A 15,713-nucleotide genomic window follows, 5' to 3' on the forward strand; every position below is an offset into this window, starting at 1 on the left:
CGCCGCCCTTGCGTTCTCTGCCTCCACGCCGCCTGCTAGCAATCGCTGCTGCCGCCGCCCTGATGAGTAGCCAGGGCGTCCAGGCCTCTTCCCAGACCAAGCATCCAAAGAGCACGCTGGACGGCTCCGAGGTGGTCTGCCCGCTGGGCACCTTCATCTGCGCGCCCCGACCGGACAACTTCGCGCTTTGCCGGCCCAACGGCATGCTGGAGTTCTACGATCCGTTCCTGAGCAAGGATTCCGCACTGCGCGCCACGGCCAAGACCTATGTGTGGGCCGATCACGTCGAAAGCCCGGACCAGACCATCTTCCACCTGAACGGCCACGTGAAGACGATCCGCGCCGACCAGGAGCTGCACGCCGACGTCGCCGACTACAACAGCGACACCAGCGATTACGACGCCCGCGGCAACGTGCATTACCAGGAAGCTACCCACCTGCTCTCGGCCGATCACCTCACCGGCAATACCAACAACAGCGTAGGGCTGGCGACCGGCAACGTGCGCTTCCAGATGCTCGATTCACACGGCAACGGCACGGCGGTGCAGGCGCAGATGATCGATGCCAATCGCAACCGTTATACCGTAGCCACGTATTCCACCTGCGATATCGGGCGCCATGTCTGGGAAATACGCGCCAAGAAGATCGAGACCGACGATAACACGGCGCGCGGGGTGGCCCGCAGCGCCACGATGAATCTGTTCGGCGTGCCATTCTTGTACACGCCATACATGTCCTTTCCGTTGAATAACGATCGCTCCAGCGGTTTCCTGTATCCATACTTCGAGCACACCGGCAACGCCGGTTACCAGTTCCGCTTGCCGTATTACTTCAATCTGGCCCCGAACTACGACCTGACCATCACTCCGCGCTATTACACGATGCGCGGAGCGATGCTTTCCGGCCAGGCGCGTTATCTATTTCCTAAAAGTAATGGCGAATTCGATTTCGAATTCATGCCCAGCGACAATTACAACGACCAGAAGATCACGCCGACTTCCGTCGACACGCAGGGCCAGCAGCGCTACCTGTACAAGTTCGTCAATACTACGATCCTGTTTCCGGGCTGGTCGCTCAGCACCAACATCAATCGTGCGTCGGATCAGAACTATCTGCACGATTTTGGCGATGACCTGTTCACCATTTCCACGGCACTGCTGTATTCCAGCATTTACCTCAATGGCGGAGGCAGTTGGTGGAGCGCCTCCATTGGCGGCGATATATACCAGAACGTGGATCCCTCGCAGCCGAACAGCGTGGAGCCGTACAAACGCCTGCCGCGCGCTACCTTCAACATGGATATTCCGTTCGCGCGCTGGTACGACGTCGGCATGACCAGCGAGGCGGTGGCGTTTCACAAGTTCGACATGGTGGAAGGCTCGCGCCTGGATCTCTATCCCTATATCGATGCCGATTTCCAGGGGCCTGCGTGGTTCATCCGGCCCAAGCTGGCCTATCGCTACACGGGTTACTCGCTGGACAGCGGCTACCAGAACTACAACGCCTATGGCCCGATTGCCCCAGGCACGCCCTCGCCGTTCAACGAAAGCAATCCGAGCCGCTCGTTGCCGATCGTCAGCCTCGACCAGGGCCTGATCTTCGAACGCAGCACCTCGCTGTTCGGCAGCGATTTCACGCAGACGCTGGAGCCGCGCCTCTATTACCTGTACGTGCCCTATCGCAACCAGAACAACCTGCCACTGTTCGATACCGGCCTGATGGCCTTCGACGACTGGATGCTGTTCGCCCCGAACCAATTCTCGGGCGCGGATCGCCAGATGAATGCGAACAACCTCACCGCGGCGGTCACCACCCGCCTGCTCGACGATGCTGGCGTGGAGCGGCTGTCCGCGACGTTCGGCCAGATTCGCTACTTTACCCCCCAACTGGTGCAGGACCCCGGCGTGCCGGCCACCAATTGGTCCGGGTCGGACTACGTGGCCGAGCTCAGCAGTCAGTTGAACGACCAATGGACGATGAGCACCGAATACCTGTGGAACCCGAACACCCGCAAGACCGAGCTGGGCACGTTCACCGTGCAGCGCCGGCTCGGCTTCGACGGCATCCTCAATTTCTCCTACCGGTTCCGCCAGAACCTGCTGGAACAATACGACATCTCGACGGTCTATCCGCTCACGGATCGTTGGCGCCTGATCGGCGACTGGACCTACTCGATGATGGACAAGCGCACGGTCGAGGCTGTCGCGGGGGTGCAATACGAAGGTTGTTGCATGAAAGTCAGCGTGGTGGCACGCCACTACGTGACCGGCTACGACGGCGTGATCACTACGCTTCCGCCCGGCCAGATCGGGCCGGGCACCGATACCGCCGTCATGTTCGAGCTGGAATTCAAGGGCATGGGTGCTTCCAGCGACCAGACGGACAGCCTCCTGCGGCGTGATATCCTTGGCTATCAATAAGCGCGTCCCGGATGTTTTGGACGCCCTCGGAAAGACGGCCGCCCGGTTCGTTTTTTGAGATTACCGTTAATAACCCCTTCGCCCCTGGCGACAGAAGGCTGTTCACTGATGAAGCAGATTTTTGCGTTGTTCCTGCTGACGATTGTCGCCGCAGTCCCCTCGCTGGCCCAGGCCCAGCTGCTGTCATCGCAGGATTCCAGCTCCGGCCTGCAGCCGGTCGACCGCATTGTCGCCGTGGTCGAGGATGATGTGATCCTGCAGAGCGAACTGAACGACGCCGTTGCCGCGATCCAGCAGCAATACGCCAGCCAGCCCGGGCAACTTCCGCCGATCGACGTACTGCGCCGCCAGGTGCTCGACCGCCTGGTACTGATGAAGCTGCAGTTGCAGCGCGCCGACGACCAGGGCATCCGGGTATCCGATGCCGACGTCGACCAGGCGGTGCAGAACGTCGCGGCGCAGAACAAGATGACGCCCGACCAGCTGCACGCCGCCGTCGAACAGAGCGGCCTCAGCTTTGCAGCCTTCCGCCAACAGTTGCACGACCAGCTGGTGGTGCAGAAACTGCACCAGAGCGTGGTGCATGACTCAGTCTCGGTGACCGAGAGCGAGATCAACAACCTGCTCAACAGCCCCAGCTACAAGGCGGGCGAGGTGCATCTGGCGCACATCCAGGTCAGTATTCCCAGCGGCGCTTCCGCGACCGACATCCAGGCTGCGCAAAACAAGGCCGAGCAAGCAATCGCGGCAATCAAGGGCGGCATGTCCTTCAAAGCCGCCGCGATCCGTTTTTCCGATGCGCCCGATGCGCTGGATGGCGGCGATCTCGGCTGGCGGCGCCTGGACGAAGTGCCACCGGCCTTCGTCGATACCATCAACAGCCTGAAACCTGGCGAAGTCAGCGGCATCCTGCACGGCCCGACCGGCTTTCACATCCTGCAGTTGATCGGCCAGCGCGCGCCGTCCAAGCAAATGGTTACCGAATACCACGCCCGGCAGATTCTGGTCCGCCCGAGCGAGCTGCTTTCGGCGACGCAAGCCGAGCAGAAGGCACAGGACCTCTACAACCGCATCGTCAACAAGCACCAGGATTTCGCCAAGCTGGCCAAGGACGACTCCAATGACGACACCACCGCCAATGCCGGTGGCGACATGGGTTGGTTCCAGCAAGGCGAGTGGGGTTCGCTGATCGGCCAGAAACTGAGCGAGATGAAGGATGGCGAGATTTCGCCACCGTTCCAGAGCGAAGCGGGTTGGCACATCCTCCAGCGCCTGGGTTCGCGCAGCAGCGACATGACCAACGAACTCGCCCGTGACCAGGCGCGTCAGGCGATCGGCAATCGCAAGGCCGACCAGGCTTACGACGACTACCTGCGCGAATTGCGCTCCAGCTCGTATGTGAAAATCCTGGTGCCCGAACTGCAGGAAACAAACGACGCCGACAACGGCAAGGCGTCTTCGTAATGGCTTGGCGGCATGCGGACTGGCCGTGAACAGCCTCGCGCTACCGCGGCTCGCCCTTACCGCAGGCGAGCCGGCCGGCGTCGGCCCTGAACTGCTCGTACGATTGGCCGCCACTCCACTGGCGGCCAATTTCATTGCGATCACCGATCGCGGCTTGCTGGAACGCGCAGCCGCGCGTTGCGGCCTTTCGGTCCAGCTGATTGAGGACGATGGCAGCCAGGATCGTCGGCCCGGCGAGCTGCGCATAAGGCACATTCCGCTTGCCGTGGAAGAAATTCCCGGCCACCCGGATCCGCGCAACGCCCGGCATGTACTCGCCACCTTGACCGAAGCGGCGGATGGATGCACAAGCGGGCGTTATGCCGCCGTGGTGACCGCACCCTTGCAAAAATCCTCGATCAACGACGCCGGTGTCGCCTTCACCGGCCACACCGAGTTCTTTGCCGGGCACAGCCATGCCGAGGTGGTGATGATGCTGGCCAGCCCGGAGCTACGCATAGCGCTGGCCACGACGCACCTGCCTTTGCAGGCCGTTCCCGCCGCCATCCAGGCTGCTTCCCTGGAACGCACCTTGCGTATCGTGCACAGCGAACTAAGCGCCAAGTTCGGCTTCGCCGAACCACGCATTGCCGTGCTCGGATTGAATCCGCATGCTGGCGAAAATGGGCATCTCGGGCGCGAGGAAATCGAAACGATCTTCCCGGTGATGGAAAAACTGCGGCGCGAAGGCATGCGGTTGTCCGGCCCGCTCCCCGCCGATACCGCGTTCGTGCCCGCCCAGCGCCAACATTACGATGCAGTGCTTGCCATGTACCACGATCAAGCCTTACCCGTGCTAAAGAGCGAAGCCTTCGATCGCACCGTAAACATCACCCTGGGACTGCCCTTCATTCGCACCTCGGTCGACCATGGCACGGCACTGGATCTTGCCGGCACTGGCAAGGCCGACCCTTCCAGCCTGATCGCAGCCGCAACGCTCGCACTGGAGCTGGCAACGCGCCATGCAATGCTTCCGCCGTCCACTTCAAGCGCAGGACGGCAAGCGCCCACTTCGCCAGCAACACCATGAGCGCCCGTCCCAAGAAAAGCTTCGGCCAGCATTTCCTGCACGAGCGCCGCTATATCGAGCGCATCGTCAGCGCCGTCGCCCCTGGTCCCGATGACTTCCTGGTGGAGATCGGTCCCGGCGAGGGTGCGTTGACCTTCCCGCTGCTTGCCGCGGCCGGCAGGTTGACCGCGATCGAGCTCGATACCGACCTTATTCCAAACCTGCAATCCCGCGCCGCCAGCATCGGCGAACTCGCTATCGTGCATGCCGACGTGCTGACTGTGGATTTCACGGCGATGGCGCATCAGCAAGGCGTATCGCGCTTGCGTATCGCTGGCAACCTGCCTTACTACATTTCCAGCCCGATCCTGTTTCACTGCGTGGACCATGCGGCCGCCATCGCCGATATGCATTTCATGTTGCAGAAAGAAGTGGTGGATCGCATGGCGGCCGAACCAGGCAGCAAGGTGTATGGACGTCTATCCGTAATGCTACAGCTCGCCTGTCGTGTCGAACCGCTGTTCGATGTGCCGCCCGGCGCGTTCCGGCCGCCGCCGAAAGTGGATTCATCGGTAGTACGTCTCATACCGCTTTCTTCCGACGCACGCCATGACGCCGACCCGGTGCGGCTGCACGCCGTGGTGAAGGCCGCCTTTGCCCAACGCCGCAAGACCCTCGGCAATGCCTTGAAGCAACTGCTGGATGCCGATGCCATCCGTCGAGCCGACATCGATCCGAAGGCCCGCGCAGAAACGCTCGCGCCCGCGGACTTCGTGCGCTTGGCCAAGGTTGCCGTAGAGTCCTGACCCGATCCGAGGTGCAGGCTCACGCGCTGCCGTGGAACGCGCTTGACGCTACAATCGCGCCATGAACGACAAATTCCCCTACACGATCGATGTGCAGGTGCAAACCCGCTTCGTCCCGGACCAGTCCGTACCTGGCGAAAACCGCTACGTGTTCGCCTACACGATCAGGCTGCACAACGCCGGTGGCGTCCCGGCACGCCTGCTGACCCGTCACTGGGTGATCACGGACGCCAATGGCAAGATCGAGGAAGTACATGGCGAAGGCGTGGTCGGCGAGCAACCATGGATGCGTCCCGGCGATGATTACGAATACACCTCCGGCGCGGTGCTGGAAACGGCCGTGGGCACCATGCAGGGCAGTTATCAGATGGTGGCCGATGATGGCACCCGTTTCGAAGCGCCCATTCCTGCGTTCACGCTTTCCATTCCGCGGACGCTCCATTGAGGGCCCGCCCATGATGCGCGCTCAGCAGAGTGCAAAGGCGGCCCACTGATGGCCACTTACGCCATCGGCGACGTCCAGGGCTGTTATCCGGAATTGCAACGGCTGCTGGAGAAGCTGCGTTTCGATCCGGCCTGTGATCGGCTGTGGTTTTGCGGAGACTTGGTCAATCGCGGCGGCCAGTCATTGGATACGCTGCGGCTGGTGTACACGCTGCGCGATAGCGCGATCGTTACCCTCGGCAATCATGACCTGAGCCTGCTCGCCATCGGCCAACGCAAGCAGGATGCGCAGGCGCGGGTTAACCCGGAACTGCGCGAAGTGCTGTTTGCCGACGATGCACCGACGTTGCTCGAATGGCTTCGCAACCAGAAACTGCTGCATCACGACGAGGCACTGGGCTGGACCATGGTGCATGCCGGCCTCGCTCCCAGCTGGACCCTGAAGCAGGCTCAACGCTGTGCGGGGGAAATCGAGCGCGAACTCTCCAGCTCTCGTCATCCGCGGCTGCTGAAGAATCTGTTCGGCAACCGTCCGGCTGCATGGTCAAGTCGCCTGCAAGGCATCGAACGCATGCGTGCTTCGATCAATACGCTGACCCGCATGCGCTTCTGCGACGTCAACGGCCGGATTGATTTCGAAGGCAAGGGCGTCCCCGGCACGCAAAAGCCTGGCATGTATCCATGGTTCGAGGTGCCGGGCGTGCGTCGGCGCGACACGCGCATCGTGTGTGGGCACTGGTCCGCACTGGGCCGCTTCGCCGGAATGGGCATCCACGCCATCGACACAGGTTGCGTTTGGGGCGGCAAGCTCACCGCGCTACGCCTGGATGCTGAAGAGCCACAATACATCACGATAGATGCGGAGCCGCATCGCAAGAAGCCGCCCGGCGGCGGCGATTGAATCCTTCTTCCGCCCTGGAAGAAGGCGCCTCGCTCGCTACATGGCAAACTGCCGAATAAAACCGCGCTTCCCTTTCCCCTCAACCAGAAAGGGAACACGAGGTCAATTCAGCTGACCGTGGCAATGCTTGTATTTCTTGCCCGAACCGCAAGGGCAAGGATCGTTGCGCCCCACCTTGGGACCTGCCGCCACAGGCTCGGGGCTTCCCGCCGGCTCCGCCGACCCTATGCCCAGCACGCCGCCGGCCGGTGCGCCGCCGCCAGTGGCTTGCATCTGGCGCTGCATGCGTTCGGCCATCCGCTGCTGTTCGGCCTCCATCGCGGCGACTTCTTCCTCGCTGCGAATACGGATACGCGCCAGCATCTGCACGACTTCGGTTTTGATACGCGCCAGCATCTGCTGGAACAGGTCGAAGGATTCGCGCTTGAACGCCTGCTTGGGATCCTGCTGCGCATAGCCGCGCAGATAGATGCCCTGGCGCATGTAATCCATACTGGAAAGGTGTTCTTTCCAAGCATTGTCCACCACGCTCAGCATGATGTGCTTCTCGAGCTGGCGCATGGTTTCGGGGCCGACCTGCCTCTCCTTGGCTTCGAACATCTCGTTGACCAGCGTGCGGACATGCTCCCGCACAGTGGCAGCGTCCGCTTCCTGCTGCTGCTCCAGCCAGGACTTCAGCTGCGTCGACATGCCGAAATCGCTTTCGAGCTCGCGCTCGAGGCCAGCGAGATCCCACTGTTCGTCGATGCTGTCGGCGGCCACATAACGCTGTACCACACTTTCAATCACGTCATCGCGGATATCGGCGACGGTGGCGGAAACGTCATCCCCTTCCAACAATTCGTCGCGCTGGCGGTAGATCACCTTGCGCTGGTCGTTGGCAACGTCGTCGTATTCGAGCAGGTTCTTGCGGATGTCGAAGTTATGTTGTTCGACCTTGCGCTGCGCCTTTTCGATCTGGCGGCTGATCATGCGGTCTTCCAGCGCTTCGTCTTCCTTCATGCCGAAGCGTTTCATCCAGCGCACAAGACCTTCGCCACCGAAGATACGCAGCAGATTGTCCTGCAGCGACAGGTAGAAGCGCGAGGAACCCGGGTCACCCTGGCGACCGGAGCGGCCGCGCAGCTGGTTGTCGATACGGCGCGACTCATGGCGCTCAGTACCAATGATGTGCAGGCCGCCCGCCGCCAGTACCTGTTCGTGGCGCTTCTTCCATTCCGCCTTGATGCGAGCGCGGTCGGTCTCGCTGGCATCTTCGGGTAGCGCGGCCAGCGACGCCTCCAGGCTGCCACCCAGCACGATGTCAGTGCCGCGGCCAGCCATGTTGGTGGCGATAGTCACGGCGCCAGGCATGCCAGCCTGCGCCACGATGTGCGCTTCGCGCTCGTGCTGCTTGGCGTTGAGCACCTCGTGCGGAATCTTCTCTTTGCGCAGCAGTTCGGACAGCAGCTCCGAAACATCGATGGATGCAGTACCGACCAGCACCGGCTGCCCGCGCTTGTGGCAATCCTTGATATCCTCGATCACGGACTTGTATTTCACGTCCTGGCTGAGGAAAACCATGTCCGGATTGTCCTTGCGGATCATCGGCTTGTGGGTGGGGATCACCACCACCTCCAGCCCATAGATCTGCTGGAACTCGTAGGCTTCCGTGTCGGCCGTGCCGGTCATGCCGGCCAGCTTCTTGTACATGCGGAACAGATTCTGGAACGTGACCGTCGCCAATGTCTGGTTCTCGCGCTGGATCGGCACGCCTTCTTTCGCTTCTACCGCCTGGTGCAGGCCATCGGACCAGCGACGGCCCGGCAGAGTACGGCCAGTGAATTCATCGACAATGATCACTTCGCCATCGCGCACGATGTAATCGACGTCGCGCTGGTAAATGGCGTTGGCGCGCAAGGCCGCGTTGAGATGGTGCACGATCGCCAGGTTGCGGGCATCGTAAAGACTGCTTTCCTCGTCGATCACCTTGGCCTGCTGCAGCAGTTCTTCTGCGTGCTGCATACCCTCTTCGGACAGATGCACCTGCTTCTGTTTTTCGTCGACCCAATAATCGCCGGCGCCATCCTCGACTTCCTGCCGGGTCATGCGCGGCACCAGCTTGTTGACGGCTATGTAAAGCTGCGGCGAATCCTCGGCCGGACCGGAGATGATCAGCGGCGTGCGTGCTTCGTCGATCAGGATCGAGTCCACTTCGTCGACAATGGCGTAGTGCAGGCCGCGCTGGCAGCGCTGCTCTTTGGACAACGCCATGTTGTCGCGCAGGTAGTCGAAGCCGAATTCGTTGTTGGTGCCGTAGGTGATGTCCGCGCCATAGGCGGCAAACTTGTCGCCGTGATCCATGCCGGGGTAGACGACGCCCACGGTAAGGCCCAGGAAGGTGTAAAGCTTGCCCATCTGGGCAGCGTCGCGCCTGGCCAGATAATCGTTGACCGTGACGACGTGTGTACCCTTGCCTTCCAGCGCATTGAGGTAAACCGGCGCGGTTGCGACCAGGGTTTTGCCTTCGCCTGTTCGCATTTCGGCGATCTTGCCCATGTGCAATACCATGCCGCCGATCAGCTGCACGTCGTAATGGCGCATGCCGAGCACGCGCTTGGCACCTTCGCGCACCACGGCGAAAGCCTCCGGCAACAGCTTGTCCAGCGTCTCGCCGCTGGCAACACGTTGCTTGAACTCGGCGGTCTTGCCGCGCAAGGCTTCATCACTGAGTTTCTCGAACTCAGGCTCGAGCGCATTAATGCGCGCGACGGTCTTGGACAGCTGGCGCAGTACACGTTCGTTACGGCTGCCAAAAAGGCTCGTCAGGGCACGGTTAAGCATCGATCTTCCGGATCAGGAAACTGGAAAAGCCGACCGGGGCCAGCCCGGTCGGGCAAAGGATTGATGATACTAGGGTCTACCGGGTATCCCAAACGCGGAACGATGCGGATACGACAGCGCCGGCGACCTCGCACCAACAGGGCAAGGGGTGGCGGTAAGGCGGCGCGCTTTCAAGGTCGCCGCCGGCAGCTCGCTCAGCGATGGTTTTTTACGTACGCCAGCGGGTTGACCACACGGCCGTTGTACCAGACCTCGAAGTGCACATGCGGACCGGTGGAGCGGCCCGTAGAGCCCGCCTCGGCGATTTCATCTCCTACCCGCACATGCTCGCCGGGATGCACCAACAACTTGCTGTTGTGCGCATAGCGTGTCCTGTACCCATTGCCATGGTCGATCTCCACGACATTGCCGTAGCCGCTGCGGACTCCCGCATAAGTGACCATGCCCTCGGCGACCGTGCGCACAGGGCTGCCGTAAGGTACCGCGATATCGAGCCCTGTATGGCGCGCCGCAAGGCCGTCGAAGGGGTCGGCACGCACTCCGAAATAGGAGGAGATGTAGCCGTCTGCCGGCATACCGGTGGGCTTGAGGTCGGAATCGATGCGCGCGTTGAGCAGCAGGCTCTGCATCGCGCTCAACTGGGCCTGCTGCGTGTCGAACTGGCTGGCCAGCTGATCGATACTGGCATCTAGCGTTTGCGGTAGCGCGTAGGCGCTGGTACCGGTCGTCACTTCCACCCCGCCGACCGGCGGCGGCTGGTCGAAATTGAACTCGCCGTTATCGAGCTTGCCGACCTCGGCCAACCGCTCTCCAAGGGCGTTGAGACGGGTGGCTTGCGCTTGCAGTTGCCCAAGCTTGGTGGCGAGCGCGTCGAGCTGCCGGTGCGCGTCTTCGCGCAAGTCTCCCAACTGCTTGTCCTGCGCCTTGACCTGCTGGTGCAAGGTGTCGATTTCCGCTAGCGCGCGATCGCGAGGGCTGGCTACCGCCATGGCCAGGCCAGCGCCCAGGCTGGCCAGGGCCAGCGCTACAGCGGCCCCGATCCCCAGTACACGCCAGCGAAGTCTCTGATTGGCGAGGTCCAATGTTTTTGGCATCTTCCCTGCGCGCGAGACGAGTATGATTTGCATGTCATTACCAATTCGAAGTTTTTTGCCGATGCAGCGCGACGTGCCCGCCTCCAGCCGTACCGGCCATGGACCACTGTCCATCACCGATGTCGGTCCTGTTGCTGCGCTGGCGAAAAAGGCCGGCGAGCTGGAAGCGTTGGACCGCGCACTACGTCAGACGTTGCCGCCGCCCCTGCGTGAGCAGGTCAGATTTGCCAACTTGCGCGACGACCGCCTTGTCTTCCTGGCCTCCTCACCGGCCTGGGCATCAAGGCTGCGCCTGCAACAGGCGCACATCCTCGCTGCCGCACGCGCCATAGGCGCGAATGCCGGCTCAGTTATTGTGAAAGTGGCCCCCCTTCCTCCGCCCGATCCCCAGCCGGAGCAACCAAAACCGCTTTCAACCGCGGCGGCACTTCACTTGAAAGCCGCCGCAAATTCGATCCAGGACCCCGAATTGCGGGCACTGTTTCTGGGCCTGGCGTCCGTCGCCGAAACTGCGAATTCCAGATCCCGCCGAACGCCCTGAGCTGAAACGCTCTTGCTCGGCACAGGCGCATGGCCGCCTGCCCCAGCACGGGAGCGGAATTTATACCATGCACTACCCCGCCCAAGTCTCTAGGACCTGTCGCGATAACGTGAACGAAGGGGTCATGAAAGCGTGATGAGGATCACAAAACGAACGAGCCGGACCCAAAAGGCCCGGCTCGTCTGGCGCTACAGCTGATTTAGATCGCTTGAGCGGGGTGCGCGTAGGAAATCGGCGCGGTGGCCGGATCATCCTGATAGCTCACTTCTTCCCACGCCGTAACATCGGCCATCAGCGCGCGCAGCAACTTGTTATTCAACTCGTGGCCGGACTTGTGCGCATAGTAAGCGCCGATCAGGCTATGGCCGAGCAGGTACAGATCGCCGATGGCATCCAGGATCTTATGCTTGACGAACTCGTCTTCGTAGCGAAGGCCGTCTTCATTGAGCACGCGGTAATCGTCGAGCACCACGGCATTGTCCATCGAACCGCCAAGCGCGAGGTTGTGTTCGCGCAACATCTCGATATCACGCATGAAACCGAAGGTGCGCGCGCGGCTTACTTCCTTGACGAAGGACGTGGTCGAGAAATCGATCTCCGCGCGCGACGTGCGCTTGGAAATGATCGGATGATTGAACTCGATCGAAAAACCAACCTTAAAGCCTTCGAATGGCTCGAAGCTGGCCCACTTATCGCCTTCCTGCACCTTTACCGGCTTCTTGATGCGAATGAAGCGCTTGGCCACCGACTGTTCTTCAATGCCTGCCGACTGCAGCAGGAACACGAACGGACCGGCGCTGCCGTCCATGATCGGCACTTCCGGCGCGGAAAGGTCGACATAGGCATTGTCGATGCCCAGCCCGGCCATGGCCGACAGCAGATGCTCAACGGTCGAAACACGCACGTCGCCATTGACCAACGTGGTCGACAGGCGGGTGTCGCCGACATGATCGGGACGAGCGTGGATGTCAACCGGCGGATTGAGATCGGTGCGACGAAAAACGATACCGGTGTTCGGTGCCGCCGGACGTAGCGTCATGTAGACCTTGTCGCCGGTATGCAGCCCGACGCCGGTAGCACGGATGATATTTTTAAGCGTACGCTGCTTGATCATTTATTGGGTACCTGTAGGGGCAGCAGCCAATTCGAGCTGGGATGCTAACACAGTCTTAACCTGCGGAAAAACAGACCGTACCGTACAGTCCGGTCAAGCCTTCATTTTCCTTTCATCAATTAATGCGATTCATTCGCATCCCGATGCTGCAAGCACTACAGGCATGACAAGTACTTGCGATTCGACGCAAGATCCCGCGCCAGGGACGGGAAAGCCCGGCAACGGGATCTTGGACCGGCGACCGGCGTCCATCGCCGCCCAGCCAATCGTGCGCCATCCTTAGTCGCACCGCCTATCGCATTCACAGAACGCGATGCCAGCCGACATCAGCGATGCCCCTCGCCGCGCCTTGGCGACGACCAGGCGACGGACGGAGGAGGAACCTCCAGTCCGGCACAGGGAACTGTGACAAGTTAATACGTTGTCAGTTCATGGCATTCACATTTCTTTACGTTTTCAGTCCGCCTGGCGACGCAGGAACGCGGGGATATCCAGATAGTCGAAGCTGGGGTCGGCGCTCTTGGCCGGGCCCTCGCCACCGCGTGGGTTGCTGGCCACGATTTCCGGCTGGGCGTAGTCGACCACTTCGTTGCCGGTCCCGGTGCGCAACACCATCGGGCGCGGGCGTTGGCGCATTTCCACCTGCTGGGTCGCAACCGGCCGGACTGGCTGACGGGCGGCAACCCGGTTCAGACCGGTGGCCACCACCGTGACGCGCACGTCGTCCTGCATTTCCGGGTCCAGCGAGGTACCGATCACCACCGTGGCGTCCTCGCTGGCGAAGTCGTGAATGATCCGGCCGATTTCATCGAACTCACGCATGGTGAGGTTCGGGCCAGCGGTCACATTGACCAGGATGCCGCATGCGCCATTGAGGTTGACGTCTTCCAATAGCGGGTTGTTGATAGCCGCCTCGGCCGCCGCCTGGGCACGGTCGTCGCCACGGGCGGTGCCCGAGCCCATCATCGACAGGCCCATTTCGCTCATCACGGTCCGCACGTCGGCAAAGTCGACGTTGATCAGGCCAGGGCTGGTGATGAGATCGGCGATACCCTGCACCGCGCCCTGCAATACGTCATTGGCGGCCTTGAAAGCATTCAGCAGCGTGACTTCGCGGCCAAGCACCGACAGCAGTTTCTCGTTTGGCACCGTGATCAGCGAATCCACGTGCTGCGACAAGTCCTCGATACCCTTGAGGGCCACCTGCATGCGACGGCGGCCTTCGAACGGGAACGGCTTGGTAACGACCGCTACCGTCAGGATGCCTTTCTCTTTAGCCAGCTGGGCGACCACCGGCGCCGCGCCCGTGCCGGTGCCGCCACCCATGCCCGCAGTGATGAACACCATATCCGCGCCTTCGAGCATTTCCTCGATGCGCTCGCGATCTTCCAGCGCGGCCTGCCGGCCCACTTCCGGATTGGCGCCCGCGCCCAGGCCCTTGGTGACATTGGCGCCCAGTTGTAGATGCATGCGCCCGCCGCAGCCTTTCATGGCTTGCGCATCCGTGTTGGCGACGACGAAATCGACGCCTTCGATGTTGGCATTGAGCATGTGCGCCACGGCATTGCCGCCACCGCCGCCCACGCCGATAACTTTGATCACCGCATTCGGTGCGAGTTTTTCGACCAGTTCAAACATTTCCCGTCCTCCGTAGAGCTTTCGTTGTCGTTGTAACCGCGGTACGACTCCTGTCATCCCGAGGTGGTGAGCGAACCTCCATTCGCCCTGGCTGCGCCTCTTGCACGGCCGAACTCAAAAGTTTTTGGTGATCCAGCTGCGCAACTTGTCGACCAGGCCGCCTACGCTGCCACCCGCCGGCCCATTGACACGCATGCCGCCGGAACGCGCGCCATGCAGCAACAGGCCGACGCCAGTGGAATGCAGCGGATTGGCAATCACCTCGCCCAGGCCGTTGACGTGTTGCGGCACGCCTACGCGGACCATCTTGTGGAAGATTTCCTCGGCCAGCTCCAGCGCGCCTTCCATCCGCGAGGCGCCACCGGTCAGCACCACGCCGGCAGCGACCAGGCTGTCGTAGCCCGAGCGGCGCAGCTCGTCCTGCACCATTTCGAAAATTTCCTCGTAGCGGGCCTGCACGCTTTGCGCCAGCGACTGGCGCGCCAGCCTGCGCGGCGGGCGATCGCCCACACTGGGTACCTGGATGGTTTCTTCCGCGTGCGCCAGCTGCGCCAGCGCACACGCATACTTGATCTTGATTTCCTCGGCATGCGCGGTCGGAGTATGCACACCGTAGGCAATGTCGTTGGTGACTTGGTCGCCGCCCACGGGCAACGATTTGGTATAGCGGATCGCGCCTTGCGTATAGATGGCGATATCGGTGGTGCCCGCTCCGATATCGACCAGGCATACGCCAAGTTCGCGCTCGTCATCGGTGAGCACCGACTTCGCGCTCGCTACCGCGGAGGGGACCAGCTCGTCGACCGACAGTCCGCACCGCTGGATGCATTTGCTGATGTTTTGCACCGCCGCAGCCGCGCCGGTAACCAGATGCACCGATGCCTCCAGTCGCACGCCGCTCATGCCCACCGGCGAGCGGATACCGTCCTGGCCATCGATGCGGTACTCCTGCGACTCCTTATAGAGAACCTTGCGGTCGGCGGGGATCGCAACCGCGCTGGCAGCCTCCAGTACCTGATCGAGATCGCCCGGCGCCACTTCGCGATCGCGGATCGCCGCGGTGCCGTGCGAGTTGCGCGTTTCCAGGTGGCTGCCGGAAATAGAGGCATACACCGAGCGGATATCGCAGCCGGCCATCAGCTCGGCTTCTTCGACCGCGCGCTGGATCGAATGCACGGTGGATTCGATATCCACCACCGAACCGCGCTTCATGCCGCGCGATACGTGCGAACCGATACCGATCACTTCGATCGGCTCGCCCGGCTCATACTCGCCTACGATCGCGACCACCTTGGAGGTGCCGATATCCAGGCCGACGACCAGCTGCTTTTCACTTCTGGAGCCTGCTCTCATAGTCCAAATACCCCGCGCCGGTAGCCGTTTGCCCGCAGGGCAAGCACGAACGAAGAAGCGTATGTCG

At 61.8% G+C, this 15,713-nt stretch carries 12 protein-coding genes; 7 read left to right on the forward strand and 5 right to left on the reverse strand.

Annotated elements, in window-relative coordinates:
• Positions 1 to 62: 62 nt before the first annotated feature.
• The 6 genes from ISP15_RS06855 (at position 63) to ISP15_RS06880 (ending at position 7,083) form a co-directional block, all read left to right on the forward strand.
• Positions 63 to 2,420 (forward strand): LPS-assembly protein LptD, encoded by a 2,358-nt coding sequence (locus tag ISP15_RS06855; RefSeq protein ID WP_404546428.1) that lies wholly within the window; start codon positions 63 to 65, stop codon positions 2,418 to 2,420.
• Between the two features lie 108 nt (positions 2,421 to 2,528).
• Entirely contained in the window at positions 2,529 to 3,884 is a 1,356-nt protein-coding gene (locus tag ISP15_RS06860; protein WP_404546429.1) for a peptidylprolyl isomerase, read from the forward strand.
• Between the two features lie 25 nt (positions 3,885 to 3,909).
• Positions 3,910 to 4,953 carry a 4-hydroxythreonine-4-phosphate dehydrogenase PdxA gene (gene pdxA / locus ISP15_RS06865; RefSeq protein WP_404546431.1) on the forward strand — a complete coding sequence of 348 codons (1,044 nt, stop codon included), beginning with the start codon at positions 3,910 to 3,912 and terminating at the stop codon, positions 4,951 to 4,953.
• On the forward strand, positions 4,950 to 5,738 hold the full coding sequence (gene rsmA / locus ISP15_RS06870; RefSeq protein ID WP_404546433.1) for a 16S rRNA (adenine(1518)-N(6)/adenine(1519)-N(6))-dimethyltransferase RsmA: 789 nt from the start codon (positions 4,950 to 4,952) through the stop codon (positions 5,736 to 5,738). The genes pdxA and rsmA overlap by 4 nt, the downstream gene beginning before the upstream one ends.
• 61 nt (positions 5,739 to 5,799) lie before the next feature.
• Positions 5,800 to 6,183: a Co2+/Mg2+ efflux protein ApaG gene (apaG, locus tag ISP15_RS06875; protein WP_404546435.1), complete on the forward strand. Its 384-nt coding sequence runs from the start codon at positions 5,800 to 5,802 to the stop codon at positions 6,181 to 6,183.
• A gap of 48 nt (positions 6,184 to 6,231) precedes the next feature.
• Complete coding sequence (locus tag ISP15_RS06880) at positions 6,232 to 7,083, forward strand: symmetrical bis(5'-nucleosyl)-tetraphosphatase (RefSeq protein ID WP_404546437.1); 852 nt, start codon at positions 6,232 to 6,234, stop codon at positions 7,081 to 7,083.
• A gap of 102 nt (positions 7,084 to 7,185) precedes the next feature.
• Here the strand turns inward: ISP15_RS06880 and secA are convergent, their stop codons facing one another.
• Positions 7,186 to 9,906, reverse strand: coding sequence for a preprotein translocase subunit SecA (gene secA, locus ISP15_RS06885; RefSeq protein WP_404546440.1), 2,721 nt, complete (start codon positions 9,904 to 9,906; stop codon positions 7,186 to 7,188).
• Positions 9,907 to 10,100: 194 nt separating this feature from the next.
• Entirely contained in the window at positions 10,101 to 11,033 is a 933-nt protein-coding gene (locus ISP15_RS06890) for a peptidoglycan DD-metalloendopeptidase family protein (protein ID WP_404546442.1), read from the reverse strand.
• A 28-nt stretch (positions 11,034 to 11,061) separates the two neighbouring features.
• Between ISP15_RS06890 and ISP15_RS06895 the strand changes: the two genes are divergently transcribed.
• Complete coding sequence (locus tag ISP15_RS06895; RefSeq protein WP_404546567.1) at positions 11,062 to 11,541, forward strand: DciA family protein; 480 nt, start codon at positions 11,062 to 11,064, stop codon at positions 11,539 to 11,541.
• A 199-nt stretch (positions 11,542 to 11,740) separates the two neighbouring features.
• Here ISP15_RS06895 and lpxC read toward each other — a convergent pair whose 3' ends face one another.
• From lpxC to ftsA, 3 genes are all read right to left on the reverse strand, one after another.
• Entirely contained in the window at positions 11,741 to 12,655 is a 915-nt protein-coding gene (gene lpxC / locus ISP15_RS06900; protein ID WP_404546444.1) for a UDP-3-O-acyl-N-acetylglucosamine deacetylase, read from the reverse strand.
• A gap of 456 nt (positions 12,656 to 13,111) precedes the next feature.
• Positions 13,112 to 14,293, reverse strand: coding sequence for a cell division protein FtsZ (gene ftsZ, locus ISP15_RS06905; protein WP_404546446.1), 1,182 nt, complete (start codon positions 14,291 to 14,293; stop codon positions 13,112 to 13,114).
• 114 nt (positions 14,294 to 14,407) lie between these two features.
• Positions 14,408 to 15,646: a cell division protein FtsA gene (gene ftsA, locus ISP15_RS06910; RefSeq protein ID WP_404546447.1), complete on the reverse strand. Its 1,239-nt coding sequence runs from the start codon at positions 15,644 to 15,646 to the stop codon at positions 14,408 to 14,410.
• Positions 15,647 to 15,713: the final 67 nt, after the last annotated feature.

Origin of the sequence: Dyella jejuensis, from assembly GCF_044904675.1 — a bacterium.
Classification (GTDB): domain Bacteria; phylum Pseudomonadota; class Gammaproteobacteria; order Xanthomonadales; family Rhodanobacteraceae; genus Dyella_B; species Dyella_B jejuensis.